The following is a 14,525-nucleotide window of genomic DNA, read 5'->3' as shown; positions in this document are numbered from 1 at the left end:
ACCCGCACCGATGTTGGCAGCGACCGGTATGCGGCGCTCCGAGCAGCCGACTCGAACGCCGACAGCCTCAGGCTGCGGTCATCCACCCCACTGGACCGCCACGCCCGGCTAACCGGCCGCGATCAGCTTGGCCACATCCGTGGCACTCAACGGGCGACTGAACCAGTAGCCCTGGCCGAGATCGCAACCACGGTCGCGCAGCAGGTTGAACTGCGCCTCCTGCTCGATCCCCTCGGCCACGACCGTGATGCCCAGCGAGTGCGCCATGCCAATGATGGCAGTGGTCAACGCCAGGTCGTCCGGGTCTCGCTGCAGGTCGGCGATGAAGCTCTTGTCGATCTTGACCCCGTCCACCGGCACCTGCCGCAGGTGGCTGAGCCCGGAAAAACCGGTGCCGAAGTCGTCCAGCCACACCTTGAGCCCCATCCGGTGCAACTGGTCGAGCAGGCTGGCAGCCATCATCTCGTCGCCGATCACCGCCGTCTCGGTCAGCTCCAGATGCAGGCGCGATGCCGGCAAGCCGGACTCCTCCAGACAGGCAGCGACCTTGTCGATCAGATCGCCGCTGCGCAGCTGGCGCGGCGAAACATTGACCGAGATGAACAAGCCCTCGCCCAACAGCGGCCACTGCGCCGCCTCCAGGCACGCGGCGCGCAACACCTTCGGCCCGATCACTTCGATCAGCCCGCTCTGTTCGGCGATGTCGATGAAGGTCGACGGCGGAATCGTGCCCAGCGCCGGATGCTGCCAGCGCAGCAGCACCTCCACGCCGACCAGCACGCGGTCGCGGGTGCGGTAGATCGGCTGATAGACCAGGCGCAGTTCGTCGCGATCCCAGGCGCCGCGCAGCTCGTGCTCCATGTGCACCCGCCGCTCCACCGCGTGGTCGGCCGCGCGGCTGTAGAAGCGATGACAGTTCTTGCCGGCCATCTTGGCCTGGTACATGGCGATGTCGCCGTTCTTCAACAGCGCGGTGGCATCGTTGGCATCGTCGGGGAACAGCGTGATGCCGATCGAGGTGCCAAGGAACACCTCCCTGCCCTGCACGTTCAGCGGACGGCTCAGCTCATGCACCAGGCGGTCGGCCAGCTGGGCAGCCAGCAGACTGACATCGCCGTTCTGCAGCAGGATCACGAATTCGTCGCCCCCGAAGCGCGCCAGCACCGCATCCTCGCCCCCCAATGCAGCCACTGCCCGGCTGATGCGGCTGGAGAACTGCAGCAAGGCCTCGTCGCCGGCCTCGTGTCCCAGGGTGTCGTTGACCCGCTTGAAGTCGTCGATGTCGGCAAACAGCAGCGCCAGTTTGCTGCCGGTCTGACGCGCGTTATCCAGGGTCTGGGTCAGCCCTTCGCGGAAGCCGAGCCGGTTGGTCAGGCCGGTCAACGCATCGGTATAGGCCATGTGCCGCACTTCGCGATCGTGCCGGGCGATGCTCTCGCTCATCCGCTCGAACGCCGAGATCAGTTCGCCGATTTCGTCGTTGCGCTCGTGCGAAGGCAAACGCACCGCGTAATCGCCGCGCTCGATCTGCCGCGCGGCCGCGGCCAGCTGGCGCACCGGAGCGACCAGGGTGCGCTGCACATAGATCGCCAACATCACCCCCAGCCCGACCAACGCCGCCAGCAATACCAGCAACCACCCCAGATCACGCTTGCCGATGGCATTGAGGTTGGCGACCAGGTTGAGGTTGGCGCCGGACTCCACCTTGCGCACCCGCTCGCGCGACATGCCCACGCGCACCCCGCCAATGCGCTGGTCGCCGATATGGATCGGCATGGTCACCTCCAGCACCTCGGGCGAGGACTGCAGCAGCATTGCCTGCGCAGCGATCGCCTTGGCCGCCAGCGGATCGCGCATCGGCTGGCCATAGTGCGGCAGACGGGGCGCACCGTCGTGGACCAAGCGCCCACGCTGGTCGAACACCAGCACATAACTGACCACCTGCTGGCGCGACGCATTGCGAACCAGCGCGCCGACCGTGGCCAGGTCCGAGTAGTACAAGGGATTGGCCAGGCCATTGGCCAGTTCGGTCGCCAAGGTCTCCCCGCGCGTGCGCAGGCTGCGGTCGAACAACTCGTGGAGGATTTGTTCGCTCAGACCGCGCACTTCGCGCTGCATCGAGCTCTGACGCTGCAGCAAGGAGGCCAGGATGGCGCCGACCAGCAGCAACGTCAGCGCCATGACGAGCAGGAAGCGTGCCTGCAAGCCGAAACGCAGGCGGCTCATTCCACTTGCGCCTTGAGCTGTCGCAACTCGCGCCCCAGCACATCCAGGCGATGCAGGCTGGCGCCATCCAGCGGATGGAAGCCGTCAGTGCCGAAGAAGCGTCGCAAGGCCGGGCCGGCCACCGGGTCGGTGGAGGCCTGCAGCAGCACCGCCCGCAGGCGTTGCTCGACCGCCGGATCCATGCCCGCGCGCACCATCTCCACCGCCCGCGGCACCGGCGCACTGCGATGGATGATGCGGAATTCGCGCTTGAACGCCGGCGGCATGTGTCGCTCGTCGTCCCAGTCCAGATTGCTGAAGGCACCGGCATCGACCAGATGCCGTTGCACATAGGCGGCGATGTTCACTTTCGAGCCGACCAGCACATACCCGACCGAACCGGCCACCTGCGCATCATCCGGCGACAGCAGGATTTCGCACGACAGCCGGTTGCGCATCAGCTCCAGCATCGGCAACAGGTAGCTGCTGGTGGACGACACGTTCTGCAACGCCAAGGTATGCCCACGCAACTCCGCCAGCGAGTGGATCGGGCTATCGCGCCGCACGAAGAACACGGTCTGGAAGTCGCGCACGCCGCCGCGCCCGGTCATCAGTAACGGGTGCGCTCCACCGCGTTGCTGCAGCAGCATGGCCGCACCGGTGGCTTCGCTGACCCAATCGACCCGGCCGCGGCGCAGGTAGCTGGCCATCTGCCGAGTATCCGGTGCCATCAGGATCTCGCCACGACGGATGCCCACCCCGCGCATGCGCGGCACCACGTAGTCCAACAGCGGTTTGAGCTGCGCGTAATGGGTGGACGGATCATCGCTGATCCTGCCCAGCACCAGCACCGAGGAAGGCGCGGCGGCCGCCGTCCAGGCGAAGCCAGCCCAGCCCAGTAGCCCGCAGGCCATCAGACACCATCGTAGACCGCGCAAAACGGACACTCCCCTAGAGTCGCCGACAGCCTAGCCGAATCTCTACGGATGTGACAGCCGTCATTGTCCTTCGCGTCTGGCCAGGCCGGCCATGCGCTGGGCATCGGCCAGGATGCCGCGGACCAGCCGCACTTCCTGCTCGCTCATCTGCGCACGCAGCAGCAGCCGACGCAGCTTGCGCATCGCCGAATCCGGCGTACGGCCCTTGTGGAAGTCGATGTCGTCCAGGGTCTGCGCCAATTGCCCGAACAGCCCTTCCATCTGCGCATGGCTGGCCAGCCCCTCGCGCAGGCCATCGGCCGCCGGTGCCGCCGTGTCGGCCGACGCGCCGGCCTGGCTGGCCAGCAGCGCCAGCCGGACCTCATAGGCCAGCACCTGCACCGCGGCGGCCAGGTTGAGCGAACTGAACTGGGGGTCGGAAGGGATATGCACGGCGGCATGGCAGAGCTGCAACTCGTCGTTGGTCAGCCCGGTGCGCTCACGGCCGAACACGATGGCCACCTCGGCCGCCGCAGCCGCATTGGAAACGGCACGGTGCGCGCCATCGGCGGGCAGGAGTTCCTCCAGCGCGACCCGTCGCGCACGCGCGGTGCAACCCATCACCAGCGTGCAATCGGCGACCGCTTCGGCCAGGGTGGCGACGATCGGCGCATCGCCCAACAGGTCTTCGGCACCGGCCGAGCGCCGATAGGCGTCCTCGTCCAGCGCGCGCTCCGGCGCGACCAGCACCAGACGGGCCAATCCCATCGTTTTCATCGCACGCGCTGCCGCGCCGATATTGCCGGGGTGCTGGGTGCCGACGAGGACGAAACGGATGTGCTGACTGGCGGACATGAACGGAGAATCGGGAGCGGTACGGCCGTAGATGGTAAACTGCCCGACCGGCCTTGCGCCGGCTTGCTCTTTCACCTCCGCCAATTCGCCTTCTGCCTTCACGGGAGCCTTTGCCATGCAGAAACCCGCCGTCACCGTCATGGTCAAAGCCGCCCGCCTCGCCGGCAACGTCCTGTTGCGCAACATCAACAAGCTCGAAGCGCTCAACGTGGTGCAGAAGGGGCGGATGGACTATGCCAGCGAGGTGGATGCCGATGCTGAGAAGGTGATCGTCAAGGAGCTCAAGCGCGGCTATCCGGACTATGCGGTGTTCGGCGAGGAAGGTGGCGCACAGGGCGGCAGCAATAGCCGCTACACCTGGGTCATCGACCCGCTCGACGGTACCAGCAACTACCTGCGCGGCTTCCCTCACTACTGCGTGTCGATCGCGCTGGTGGAAAACGGCGAGCCCACCGATGCGGTGATCTTCGATCCGCTGCGCAACGAGCTGTTCACTGCCAGCCGTGGCGCTGGCGCGGTGCTCAACGATCGCCGCATCCGCATCTCCGACCGCAAGGATCTGGAGGGAGCAATGGTCCACACCGGCTTCCCGCCGCGCGAGCGCGCCCGCGCCAGCGCCCAGCTCAAGTGCGTGGATGCGCTGCTGGTGCAGGCCGAGGATGTGCGCCGCACCGGCTCGGCTGCGCTGGATCTGGCCTACGTGGCCTGCGGTCGCGCCGACGCCTATTTCGAGGCGGGGGTGAAGGCCTGGGATATCGCCGCTGGCGTATTGCTGGTGCGCGAAGCCGGCGGCCGGGTCTGCGACTACAAGGGCGCCACCCCGGCACGGATGGACCAACTGGGCCCGGAAACCCGCCAGATCGTCGCCGGCAACATCAAGGTCAGCGAAGCCCTGCAGAAGGTCATCGTCAATACCGGCTACGCGCGCGAATTCGACGCCAAGTTCTGATCCAGGCACGCCGCCGCACGCTGGCACACAAAAAAGGCCGGGATCGCTCCCGGCCTTTTGCATTACACCATCACGCAGATCAGGCGATCGCGGCGTGGTAGCGGCGCTCGACCTCGTCCCAATTGACGACGTTATAGAACGCGCCGATGTAGTCGGGGCGGCGGTTCTGGTACTTCAGATAGTAGGCATGCTCCCACACGTCCAGGCCGAGGATGGGGGTGTTGCCTTCGAACAGCGGGCTATCCTGGTTGGCGGTGCTTTCCACCACCACCTTCTTGTCCGGGGTGACGCTCAGCCAGGCCCAGCCCGAGCCGAAACGGCTCAGCGCAGCCTTGGTGAAGGCTTCCTTGAACTTCTCGAACCCGCCCAGGTCCTTGTCGATGGCCTTGGCCACCTCGCCCTTGGGCGCGCCGCCGCCGTTGGGCGACATCACGGTCCAGAACAGCGAGTGGTTGGCGTGGCCGCCACCGTTGTTGCGCACCGGGCCCTGCAGGTTCTCCGGCAGGCTCTTCAACTTGGAGACCAGCTCCTCGACCGGCAGATCGGCGTATTCGCTGCCTTCCAACGCTGCATTGACGTTGTTGATGTAGGTCTGGTGATGCTTGGTGTGATGGATCTCCATCGTCTGCGCATCGATGTTCGGTTCCAGCGCATCGTAGGCGTAAGGCAACTGCGGGAGGGTATAGGCCATGAGGGTCTCCTGGACGTCTCGCCCGGCGACAGGCCAGGCGTTGCGGGGTAGATGGTAAGGACGTCGACTGCGCTTACCAAGGGTGTCGCGAGGGAAACTTCGTCCCAGCGCACCGATGGCAGCGCGTGCGTCGCACACCTTGCACCAGATGGCGGTTACTTGGGCGTGAATCGTCGGTCTGCCCGATGTTCAACGGCGACACAGTCGCGTCACGCCATACTCCTGGTTCGTAGTCATCAGATTGCCAAACGTCCATGCGCAAACCCGCGTTGCTGATCCTCGCCATTGCGGTGCTCGCTGCTGGACTGTGGGGCATGCGTGTGCTGCAGACGCCCAAGCCGCAGTTCGCACCCAACCTCACCGCGACCCAGCCGGCGGCGCAGACGCCGACGCCCGCGCCACCGCACTTGCCAGCCTTCCTGCCGCCGGAGGCGATCGCCACCATCGTCTTGATCCAGCGCGGCGGTCCCTTTCCGCATCCGCAGGATGGCAGCGTGTTCGGCAACCGCGAGCATCGATTACCGGAGCGGCCGCGCGGGGAGTATCGCGAGTACACCGTCGACACTCCCGGTCGCGACGATCGCGGTGCACGCCGGATCGTCACCGGCGGCGTGCCACCCGATGCCTGGTATTACAGCGACGATCATTACCAGACCTTCCGGTCGTTCCAGGGCCCCACGCCGGAGCAAACGCCATGAGCAGCGGCGACTTCGCGCTGGATCTGGCCGATCCCGCGCAGTCGGGGGTCTATCAGGTCGACACCACCGATCTGGACACGCTGGCGGCGTTGGCGCGCGCAGCCGGATTGCGGACGTTGCGCGTGGACCTGGCAGGCTGCGGCGACAAGCGCACCTTGCTACTGCGACTGGCGACCCAGCTGGATTTCCCGAATGGATTCGGCCGCAATTGGGACGCGCTGGCAGACGCGCTGCGCGATCTGGCCTGGCTGCCGAGCCCAGGTGGCTATGCGCTATTGCTGGACGGCTTGGAGACACTGGCCGCTGCCGCACCTGCCGACCGCGATAGCCTGCTGGACATCCTCGACGAAGCGGCCAGCAGCTGGGCCGCGCGCGGACGCAGCTTCGCTGCCTTCATCGCACCTGCCAACGCCTGCGGCTGACGTCGCCGCCGGCGCCCAAGCCAGCCTCAGCGATCCAGCTCGCTCCAGCGCGCATAGGCCGCGTCCAGCTCGGCCTGCGCCTGGCTCAACGCCGCCGTGTGCGCCGTGACCGCGTCGCTGCCGCCCTGGTAGAACGCCGGGTCGCTCATCGCCGCGGTCAAGCTGGCGACCTGTTGTTCGAGTTGCTCGATCCGGCCGGGGAGTTGCTCCAGCTCGCGCGCTTCCTTGTAGCCGAGCTTGCGGCGCGGCGCGGCCTCGCCATCCGCGGCACCGGCCGGCGACGGCGTGGTGGCGGCAGCCGTTGCCGAGGCGCGCGCCACCGCCATCGCGGCGCCGGCCGGCACGCGACGCTGCCGCAGCCAGTCGCTATAGCCTCCGACATAGTCGCCCACGCTGCCCTCGCCCTCCATCACCAGGGTCGAGGTCACCACGTTGTCGAGAAAGTCGCGGTCGTGACTGACCAACAGCAAGGTGCCGGTGTACTCGCCCAGCAGTTCTTCCAACAACTCCAGGGTTTCCACGTCCAGATCGTTGGTCGGCTCGTCCATCACCAGCAGGTTGGAGGGCTGGGCGAACAAGCGTGCCAGCAACAGCCGATTGCGCTCGCCACCAGACAGCCGGGTGATCGGCGCGCGTGCGCGCTCGGGGGTGAACAGGAAATCCTGCAGATAGGCATGCACGTGCTTTCGCTTGCCGTTGATCTCGAGGAAATCACGGCCCTCTGCCACGTTCTCGATCGCGCTCCAGTCCTCGCGCAAGGTCGCACGGTACTGGTCGAAATAGGCGATCTGCAGGTTGGTGCCGGTGCGGATCTCCCCCTGCTGCGGCTGCAAGTCGCCCAGCAGCAGCTTGAGCAGAGTGGTCTTGCCGCTGCCATTGGGACCGATCAGGCCGATGCGATCGCCGCGCATGATGACGGTGGAGAAGTCGCGCACCATCTGCCGCGCCCCGAAGGCGAAGTTCACGTCCTTGGCCTCGATCACCTTCTTGCCAGAAGATTCGCCCTGCGAGACTTCCATGCGCACGTTGCCGCTGAGTTCGCGGCGCTGGCCGCGCTCGCGCCGCATCGACTCCAAGCGTCGCACGCGCCCTTCGTCACGCGTGCGGCGGGCCTTGATGCCCTGGCGAATCCACACTTCCTCCTGCGCCAGCAACTTGTCGAAGCGGGCGTTCTCCTGCGCCTGTGCGTTGAGCCGCTCCTCGCGGCGGCGCTCGTAGTTGGCCCAGTCGCCGGGCCAGCTGGTGACCTGGCCGCGATCGATCTCGACGATGCGGGTCGCCAGCGCGCGCAGGAACCGGCGATCGTGGGTGACGAACAGGACGCTGCCGCTCCAGCCTTTCAGAAAGCCCTCCAGCCAGTCGATCGCTTCGATGTCGAGATGGTTGGTCGGCTCGTCCAGCAGCAGCACGTCCGGGGCCGAGACCAGCGAACGCGCCAGCAGCACCCGGCGCTTCATGCCGCCGGACAGCCGCGCAAACTGCGCCTCGCCATCCAGTTCAAGCTTGGTCAGCGTCTCGGTGACGCGTTGATCCAGTGCCCAACCGTCGGCCGCATCGATCTTGGCCTGCACCTTGCCGAACGCATCGCCGTCGAAGACGTCGGCATGGCTCAGTTGATGGAATTCGGCCAGCCAATGACCCAATTCACCCAGCCCGTCGGCTACCACGTCGAACACGCTGCCGCCGGTGCCCTGCGGCACCTCCTGCTCCAGCCGGGCGATGCGCACGCCTTGCTGCACGCGCACTTCGCCGTCGTCGGGCTTGAGCTCGCCGGCGATCAGCTTCATCAAGGTCGATTTGCCGGCACCGTTGCGGCCGATCAGGGCGATACGCTCGCCCGGCTCGATCGTGAGGTCGGTTTTTTCCAGCAACAAGGGGCCGCCGACGCTGAAGTCGACGTTCTGCAGAGTGATCAGAGGCATCCGCATAGTGTACGGGCTGGCCCGCGCGCGTGCTCATTCGGTGGGCAGTGCACCGAGCAGCGCCTGCAGGCCCGGCAACCACTGCCTGCCAGGGTGACGCAACAACCACAAGGTGCGCTGCAAGGGCGGCAGTGGCGTCTGCAGGACCTGCAGCCGCCCCAGCGCCAACGGCTCCTCCAATGCATGGCGCGACAGGCAGGCCAGGCCGAGGCCGGCGATGGCCGCCTGCTTGATGGCTTCGGTATTGCCCAATTGCAGGCTCTGCGCGAAGCCGCCCAGATGCGGCAGCAAGAGCTGATCGACCGCCGCGCGGGTGCCCGAGCCGGGTTCGCGCAGCAGCCAGCGCGCGCGCTGCAGCGCCGGCAGCGACCAGCGCACCGGCGCATCGGCAGCGGCGACGATCACCAGTGGATCCTGCTGCCAGGGCAGCACCTGCAAGCCATTGGCCGAACAAGGGCCTTCGATCACACCGGCATCCACGTCCAGCCGCTGCACCGCCGCGACCACCCCGGCGCTGTTGTCGATCCGCAGGTCGACCTCGGCCTGCGGTACCTGTTGTAGCAGGGCCGCAATCCGCGATGGCAGCAGGTAGTTGCCAATCGTGGTGCTGGCGGCCAACACCAGCCGCAACGGCGTGCCCGGCCACGGCGCGCTGCCGGCGGCCAGTTGCCGTTCCAGGTCGGTCGCATTGACCAACACGGCGCGCGCCGGTTCACGCAGCGCGCGGCCATGCGCGTTGAGCACCAGGCGCCGGCCGACGCGGTCGAACAGCGGCGTGCCGAAATGCGCTTCCAGCTCCTGCAGCGCGGCGCTGCTGGCCGACTGCGACAAGGCAATCGCCTGACCGGCCGCGGCGGTGCTGCCGCGATCGGCGATGGCGAGGAACACCTGCAGCTGGCGCAGGGTTAGCCGCATTCGATAACCCATTTCATAGGTAGATCCAAAGGATTTTACTTGTTTTACAGGTTACGGTCAGGCGCGCAGGCTGTCTGTACTCCCCTATCGCACGACACCGCCGATGCCCCGCCTGCCCATGTCCATCACCCTGCCCTCGCCAGGCGGGCACCGACACTCCTCCGTCCCTGGCCTGTTGCTGACGGCGCTGATCGCCACAGCCGCGCAGGCGCTGGCACGACTGCCGTGGTTGCAGACGCATGGTCTGAGCGCACTGACGGTGGCGATCGTCGTCGGGATCGTTCTGGGCAATACCGTGTATCCCCGACTGGCGGCACCGTGCGCAAGCGGCGTGGCCGCCGCCAAGCAGTGGTTGCTACGCGCGGGCATCGTCCTGTTCGGCCTGCGCCTGACCTTCCAGGACATCGGCCAGGTCGGCGTGGCGGGGGTGCTGGTGGACCTGCTGGTGGTCGCCAGCACCTTCGGCCTGGCCTGCTGGCTGGGGGTGCGCGTCTTCCGGATGGAGCGCGCCACCGCCATGCTGATCGGTGCCGGCAGCGCAACTTGCGGGGCTGCGGCGGTGATGGCGGTTGAACCGGTGGTCCGCGGCCGTCCGGCACAGGTCAGCGTGGCGGTGTCGACGGTGGTTGTGTACGGGACCGTCGCGATGTTCCTGTATCCGGCGCTGTATGCGCTGGCGCAGGCCCACGGCTGGCTGGCGATGGATCCGCGGGCCTATGGGCTGTTGACCGGCGCCACCGTGCATGAAGTCGCGCAGGTGGTGGCGGCCGGCCACGCCGTCAGCCCGGCTGCTGCCGACACCGCGGTCATCGTCAAGATGGGGCGGGTGATGCTGCTGGCGCCGTTCTTGATCGCGCTGTCGTGGTGGTGGGTCCGTCACGATCGAGCGCCCTCCGGCGGCGCGGCGCGCATCGTGGTGCCGTGGTTTGCATTTGGATTCGTCGCCGTGGCCGGCGTGAATTCGCTGCCCCTGCTGCCGCCGGCGGTGCGCGCTGCGTTGCTGTCGCTGGACTCGGTTTTGCTGGCGATGGCGATGGCCGCGCTGGGCCTGACCACCCACGTCTCGGCCCTGCGGCAGGCCGGCCTCAAGCCGCTGTTGCTGGCGCTGTGTCTGTTCGTCTGGCTGCTGCTGGGCGGCCTGGCCATCGACCAACTGGTGCGGGCAATACTGGGTTGAACCTGGCGCATGTCTGCTGGCAGCACCGGCGGCGGTCGGCGGAATCGCGCCGTTGCCGAGTGCCGACGGTGCGCACATCGCGTCGCGGCGTCGCGGCAAGCCGTTGTGTGAAGCGGCGCAGGTACAATGGGCAATGACTGATTTCTCGAACCTGCCGCTCAGCCAGGCACTGCGGCCCGGCCTGGACGCCCTGGGATACACCACCCTCACCCCCGTGCAGGCGCAAAGCCTTCCGGCCATCCTCGCTGGACAGGATGTGATCGCCCAGGCACCGACCGGCAGCGGCAAGACCGCCGCGTTCGGCCTGGGGCTGCTGCATCGGCTCGATCCGGCCGAGCCGCGCGCGCAGGCGCTGGTGGTCTGCCCGACGCGGGAGTTGGCCGACCAGGTCGGTCAGCAGCTACGCAAGCTGGCCACCGGCATTCCCAACATGAAGCTGCTGGTGCTCACCGGCGGCACGCCGTTGGCGCCGCAACTGGCCTCGCTGGAGGCGCACGATCCGCAGGTCGTGGTCGGCACTCCCGGCCGCCTGCAGGAACTGGCGCGCAAGCGCGCCCTGCATCTGGGCCGCGTGCGCACGCTGGTGCTGGACGAGGCCGACCGCATGCTGGACATGGGCTTCGAGGAACCCATCCGCGAACTTGCCAGCCGCTGCGACAAGCATCGCCAGAGCCTGTTGTTCTCGGCGACCTTTCCCGAGGCAATTCGCAGCCTGGCGCGCGAACTGCTCAACACGCCGGTGGAAGTCACCGTCGCCGGTGCCGATACCACGCCGGAGATCGACCAGCAGTTCTTCGAGGTCGATCCGGCCTATCGCCAGAAGGCCGTGGCCGGGCTGCTGTTGCGCTTCAATCCCGAATCCAGCGTGGTGTTCTGCAATACCCGCAAGGAAGTGGACGAGGTCGCCGGCTCGCTGCAGCAGTTCGGTTTCTCGGCGCTGGCCCTGCACGGCGACATGGAACAGCGCGACCGCGACGAAGTGCTGCTGCGGTTGGTCAATCGCAGCTGCAACGTGCTGGTGGCCAGCGACGTGGCTGCGCGTGGCCTGGATGTCGAAGACCTGGCCGCAGTGATCAACTACGAACTGCCGACCGATGCCGAAAGCTATCGCCACCGCATCGGCCGCACCGGCCGCGCCGGCAAGCGCGGACTGGCGCTGAGTCTGGTCGCGCCGCGTGAGCTTGCGCGCGCACAGGCGCTGGAAGCCGAGGCCGGGCAGCCACTGAACTGGTCGCGCGCGCCCTTGGCCACGGCCCGTCCGGCGCAACTGCCGCAGGCAGCGATGACGACCCTGCGCATCGACGGCGGCAAGACCGACAAACTGCGCGCCGGCGATATCCTCGGCGCGCTGACCGGCGACGCTGGATTGTCGGGCGCAGCGATCGGCAAGATCGCCATCTACCCCACCCGCTCGTACGTCGCCATCGCCCGTGCGCAGGCGAGCAAGGCGCTGGCGCATCTGCAGGCCGGCAAGATCAAGGGACGCCGCTTCCGGGTCAGCAAGCTCTAAGCCTGCCCGCCTGGCGCGCCGCGGCGGCGCCAGGCTTCGATCGACCGGCTCAGTACGCCAGCGTGGCCAGCAGCGGGACGTCGTCGGCCCACCGGCTGCGGCCTTGCAGTGCACGCAGTTCGACCAGCACGGCCGCGCCTACGACTTCCAATCCCAGTTGCGCGGCCAGCCCCAGGGCGGCGCGCAAGGTGCCACCGGTGGCGAGCACATCGTCCACCACCAGCACGCGCGCGCCACGCGGTAGCGCATCGGCATGCATCTCGATGCGGTCGGTGCCGTATTCCAGTGCGTATTCCTGCACCAGCGTCTGCCCGGGCAGCTTGCCGGGCTTGCGCACCGGCACGAAACCGGTGCGCAGTTCGCGCGCCAGCGCCGCGCCCAGGATGAAACCGCGCGCCTCGATGCCGAGCACCGCATCCAACGGCGTGGTGCGCCAGGGCTGGGCCATCTCGTCCAGCGCCGAGGCGAAATCGGGACCATCGGACAACAACGGCGTGATGTCCTTGAAGACGATGCCTGGCTTGGGAAAGTCGGCAACGTCACGGATCCGGTCGGCCCAGTGATTGGGCTCCGAGGCGGCGGTGCTGCCACAGCGGCTGCAGTCGTTCATGGCGATGGTGGACCAGTGGGGGGCGCCTAGTTTAGGCCGGCGCGACCCGCTTGGGTCCGGTTGGCGTGCGTGGCAGAGATGAGCGCGTCAGGAACTGCACGACAGCATCGAGCAACCGGCACGGTCACGGGCCCATTCCGGCCGCCGTGCCGCGTAGCGGGCCAGCGCCGGCCGCGCGTCGTAGGGATGGCGCATCACCTCCAGCAAGCTCTGCACCTCGCTCAGATCGCCCTGCTCCGCCCGATCGATGGCCTGCTGGGCCAGATAATTGCGCAACACGAAGCGCGGATTGGCCAGCCGCATCCGTTCGCGGCGCTCGTCGGCGGGCAAGGAATCCTGCGCAATGCGCTCGGCGTAGCGCTGCAACCACTGCTGCAGCCGCTCGGCCTGCGCCACGCCCTTGCCGGCGTCGTAGAAAGCGGGCTCCAACACGGCCGCATCCACACGCCCCGGCGCAATCTCCGCCAGGGCCAGGAAACTCAGCGTCATATCCATGTCGGCGTCGCGCATCAGCGCCCGCAGATCGTCCAGCAGTTGCAGGTCGGCCTCGCCGCACTCGGCCAGGCCGAGCTTGGCGGCGGCATCGCGGCGTTCGCAGGCCAGATAGGTCAGCCGAAACGCTTCCAGCCCCTGTTGCAGCGGCGCCACCTCGGCGAACAACGGGGCCAGCGCCTGCGCCAGCCGCCCCAGGTTCCAGTACGCCACCTGCGGCTGAGTGCCGAACCGGTAGCGGCGGCCATGCGCGTCGGTGGTGTTCGGCGTCCAGTCCGGATCGTAGTCGTCGATCCAGCCATACGGGCCGTAATCGATGGTCAGGCCCAGAATGGACATGTTGTCGGTGTTCATCACCCCGTGCACGAAGCCGACCCGCATCCAGTGCGCCACCATCTCGGCGGTGCGCCGGCACACATCGGCAAACCAGGCCGCATCGCGCGCTTCGCCCTCGCCGGTCAGATGCGGAAAATCCCGGGCGATGGTGAAATCGACCCATCGCCGCAGTAGCGTCAGGTCCCCGCGCGCGCTCGGCAATTCGAAGTTTCCGAAACGCACGAACGAGGGCGCGACGCGGCAAACAATCGCCCCCGGCTCGGGCCGTGGATGACCGTCGTAGAACATGTCACGCACGACCATATCGCCGGTCGCCACCAGGCTCAGCGCGCGGGTAGTGGGAATTCCCAGGTGATGCATCGCTTCGCTGCACAGGAATTCGCGAATCGACGAACGCAGCACCGCACGACCGTCGGCGCCGCGCGAATACGGCGTGGGCCCCGCGCCTTTGAGTTGCAATTCATGGCGAGCGCCATCGCGACCGATGACCTCGCCGAGCGAGATCGCGCGCCCGTCGCCCAGTTGGCCAGCCCAATTGCCGAATTGATGCCCGCCATAGTTCACCGCCCACGGCTGCATGCCGGGATAGAGCGCATTGCCGGCGAAGACCTCGGCAAAGCGCGCGCTGGCGATGTCGGCCGGCCCCAGACCGAGTTGCTCGGCCACATCCGGCGAATAGGCGAGCAAACGCGGCGCCGCCACCGGCGTTGGCAGCACCGACGACCAAGCCGCCTGCACCTCGCGCCGGCGCGGCCCGGACTCCGGGTCGCCAGGCAGGCTGGCGCGCAGAGAGTTGTCGAATTGCATGGAAGACATGCGTGCCAGA

At 67.5% G+C, this 14,525-nt stretch carries 13 protein-coding genes; 5 read left to right on the top strand and 8 right to left on the bottom strand.

The window, feature by feature from the left end:
- Positions 1 to 108: 108 nt before the first annotated feature.
- From CKY51_RS16790 to CKY51_RS16780, 3 genes are read right to left on the bottom strand one after another with little or no spacing between them, the layout of a single operon-like run.
- Complete coding sequence (locus CKY51_RS16790; protein WP_022971959.1) at positions 109 to 2,226, bottom strand: putative bifunctional diguanylate cyclase/phosphodiesterase; 2,118 nt, start codon at positions 2,224 to 2,226, stop codon at positions 109 to 111.
- Entirely contained in the window at positions 2,223 to 3,152 is a 930-nt protein-coding gene (locus tag CKY51_RS16785; protein ID WP_031339474.1) for a phosphate/phosphite/phosphonate ABC transporter substrate-binding protein, read from the bottom strand. Before CKY51_RS16785 ends, CKY51_RS16790 begins: the two co-directional genes overlap by 4 nt.
- A gap of 51 nt (positions 3,153 to 3,203) precedes the next feature.
- Positions 3,204 to 3,977 carry an RNA methyltransferase gene (locus CKY51_RS16780; RefSeq protein WP_022971957.1) on the bottom strand — a complete coding sequence of 258 codons (774 nt, stop codon included), beginning with the start codon at positions 3,975 to 3,977 and terminating at the stop codon, positions 3,204 to 3,206.
- Positions 3,978 to 4,092: 115 nt separating this feature from the next.
- On the opposite strand from CKY51_RS16780, the gene CKY51_RS16775 reads away from it, so the two are divergent.
- Complete coding sequence (locus tag CKY51_RS16775; RefSeq protein ID WP_022971956.1) at positions 4,093 to 4,926, top strand: inositol monophosphatase family protein; 834 nt, start codon at positions 4,093 to 4,095, stop codon at positions 4,924 to 4,926.
- Positions 4,927 to 5,005: 79 nt separating this feature from the next.
- On the opposite strand, the gene CKY51_RS16770 is transcribed toward CKY51_RS16775, so the two are convergent.
- Complete coding sequence (locus tag CKY51_RS16770; protein ID WP_152249525.1) at positions 5,006 to 5,617, bottom strand: superoxide dismutase; 612 nt, start codon at positions 5,615 to 5,617, stop codon at positions 5,006 to 5,008.
- A 254-nt stretch (positions 5,618 to 5,871) separates the two neighbouring features.
- Between CKY51_RS16770 and CKY51_RS16765 the strand changes: the two genes are divergently transcribed.
- Both CKY51_RS16765 and CKY51_RS16760 read left to right on the top strand, forming a co-directional pair.
- Positions 5,872 to 6,315: a guanyl-specific ribonuclease gene (locus CKY51_RS16765; RefSeq protein WP_031339472.1), complete on the top strand. Its 444-nt coding sequence runs from the start codon at positions 5,872 to 5,874 to the stop codon at positions 6,313 to 6,315.
- Positions 6,312 to 6,737, top strand: coding sequence for a barstar family protein (locus tag CKY51_RS16760; protein WP_022971954.1), 426 nt, complete (start codon positions 6,312 to 6,314; stop codon positions 6,735 to 6,737). Before CKY51_RS16765 ends, CKY51_RS16760 begins: the two co-directional genes overlap by 4 nt.
- 26 nt (positions 6,738 to 6,763) lie before the next feature.
- On the opposite strand, the gene CKY51_RS16755 is transcribed toward CKY51_RS16760, so the two are convergent.
- Together CKY51_RS16755 and CKY51_RS16750 are read right to left on the bottom strand one after the other, a co-directional pair.
- Positions 6,764 to 8,659, bottom strand: coding sequence for an ATP-binding cassette domain-containing protein (locus CKY51_RS16755; RefSeq protein ID WP_152249524.1), 1,896 nt, complete (start codon positions 8,657 to 8,659; stop codon positions 6,764 to 6,766).
- Positions 8,660 to 8,692: 33 nt separating this feature from the next.
- Complete coding sequence (locus tag CKY51_RS16750) at positions 8,693 to 9,574, bottom strand: LysR substrate-binding domain-containing protein (RefSeq protein ID WP_022974649.1); 882 nt, start codon at positions 9,572 to 9,574, stop codon at positions 8,693 to 8,695.
- 118 nt (positions 9,575 to 9,692) lie between these two features.
- Here CKY51_RS16750 and CKY51_RS16745 point away from each other — a divergent pair, with 118 nt between their 5' ends.
- Both CKY51_RS16745 and dbpA read left to right on the top strand, forming a co-directional pair.
- The gene (locus tag CKY51_RS16745) at positions 9,693 to 10,751 is read left to right on the top strand and encodes a YeiH family protein (protein WP_022974650.1); all 1,059 of its coding nucleotides are present in this window, start codon (positions 9,693 to 9,695) and stop codon (positions 10,749 to 10,751) included.
- 133 nt (positions 10,752 to 10,884) lie between these two features.
- Entirely contained in the window at positions 10,885 to 12,261 is a 1,377-nt protein-coding gene (gene dbpA / locus CKY51_RS16740) for an ATP-dependent RNA helicase DbpA (RefSeq protein WP_022974651.1), read from the top strand.
- A 49-nt stretch (positions 12,262 to 12,310) separates the two neighbouring features.
- Here the strand turns inward: dbpA and CKY51_RS16735 are convergent, their stop codons facing one another.
- Both CKY51_RS16735 and CKY51_RS16730 read right to left on the bottom strand, forming a co-directional pair.
- Positions 12,311 to 12,871 carry an adenine phosphoribosyltransferase gene (locus CKY51_RS16735; RefSeq protein WP_022974652.1) on the bottom strand — a complete coding sequence of 187 codons (561 nt, stop codon included), beginning with the start codon at positions 12,869 to 12,871 and terminating at the stop codon, positions 12,311 to 12,313.
- 87 nt (positions 12,872 to 12,958) lie between these two features.
- Positions 12,959 to 14,515, bottom strand: a complete 1,557-nt coding sequence (locus tag CKY51_RS16730; protein ID WP_022974653.1) for a protein adenylyltransferase SelO — start codon at positions 14,513 to 14,515, stop codon at positions 12,959 to 12,961.
- Positions 14,516 to 14,525: the final 10 nt, after the last annotated feature.

Source organism: Xanthomonas maliensis (genome assembly GCF_009192945.1).
GTDB classification, from domain to species: domain Bacteria; phylum Pseudomonadota; class Gammaproteobacteria; order Xanthomonadales; family Xanthomonadaceae; genus Xanthomonas; species Xanthomonas maliensis.
This window is presented reverse-complemented; position numbering and strand designations above follow the sequence as displayed.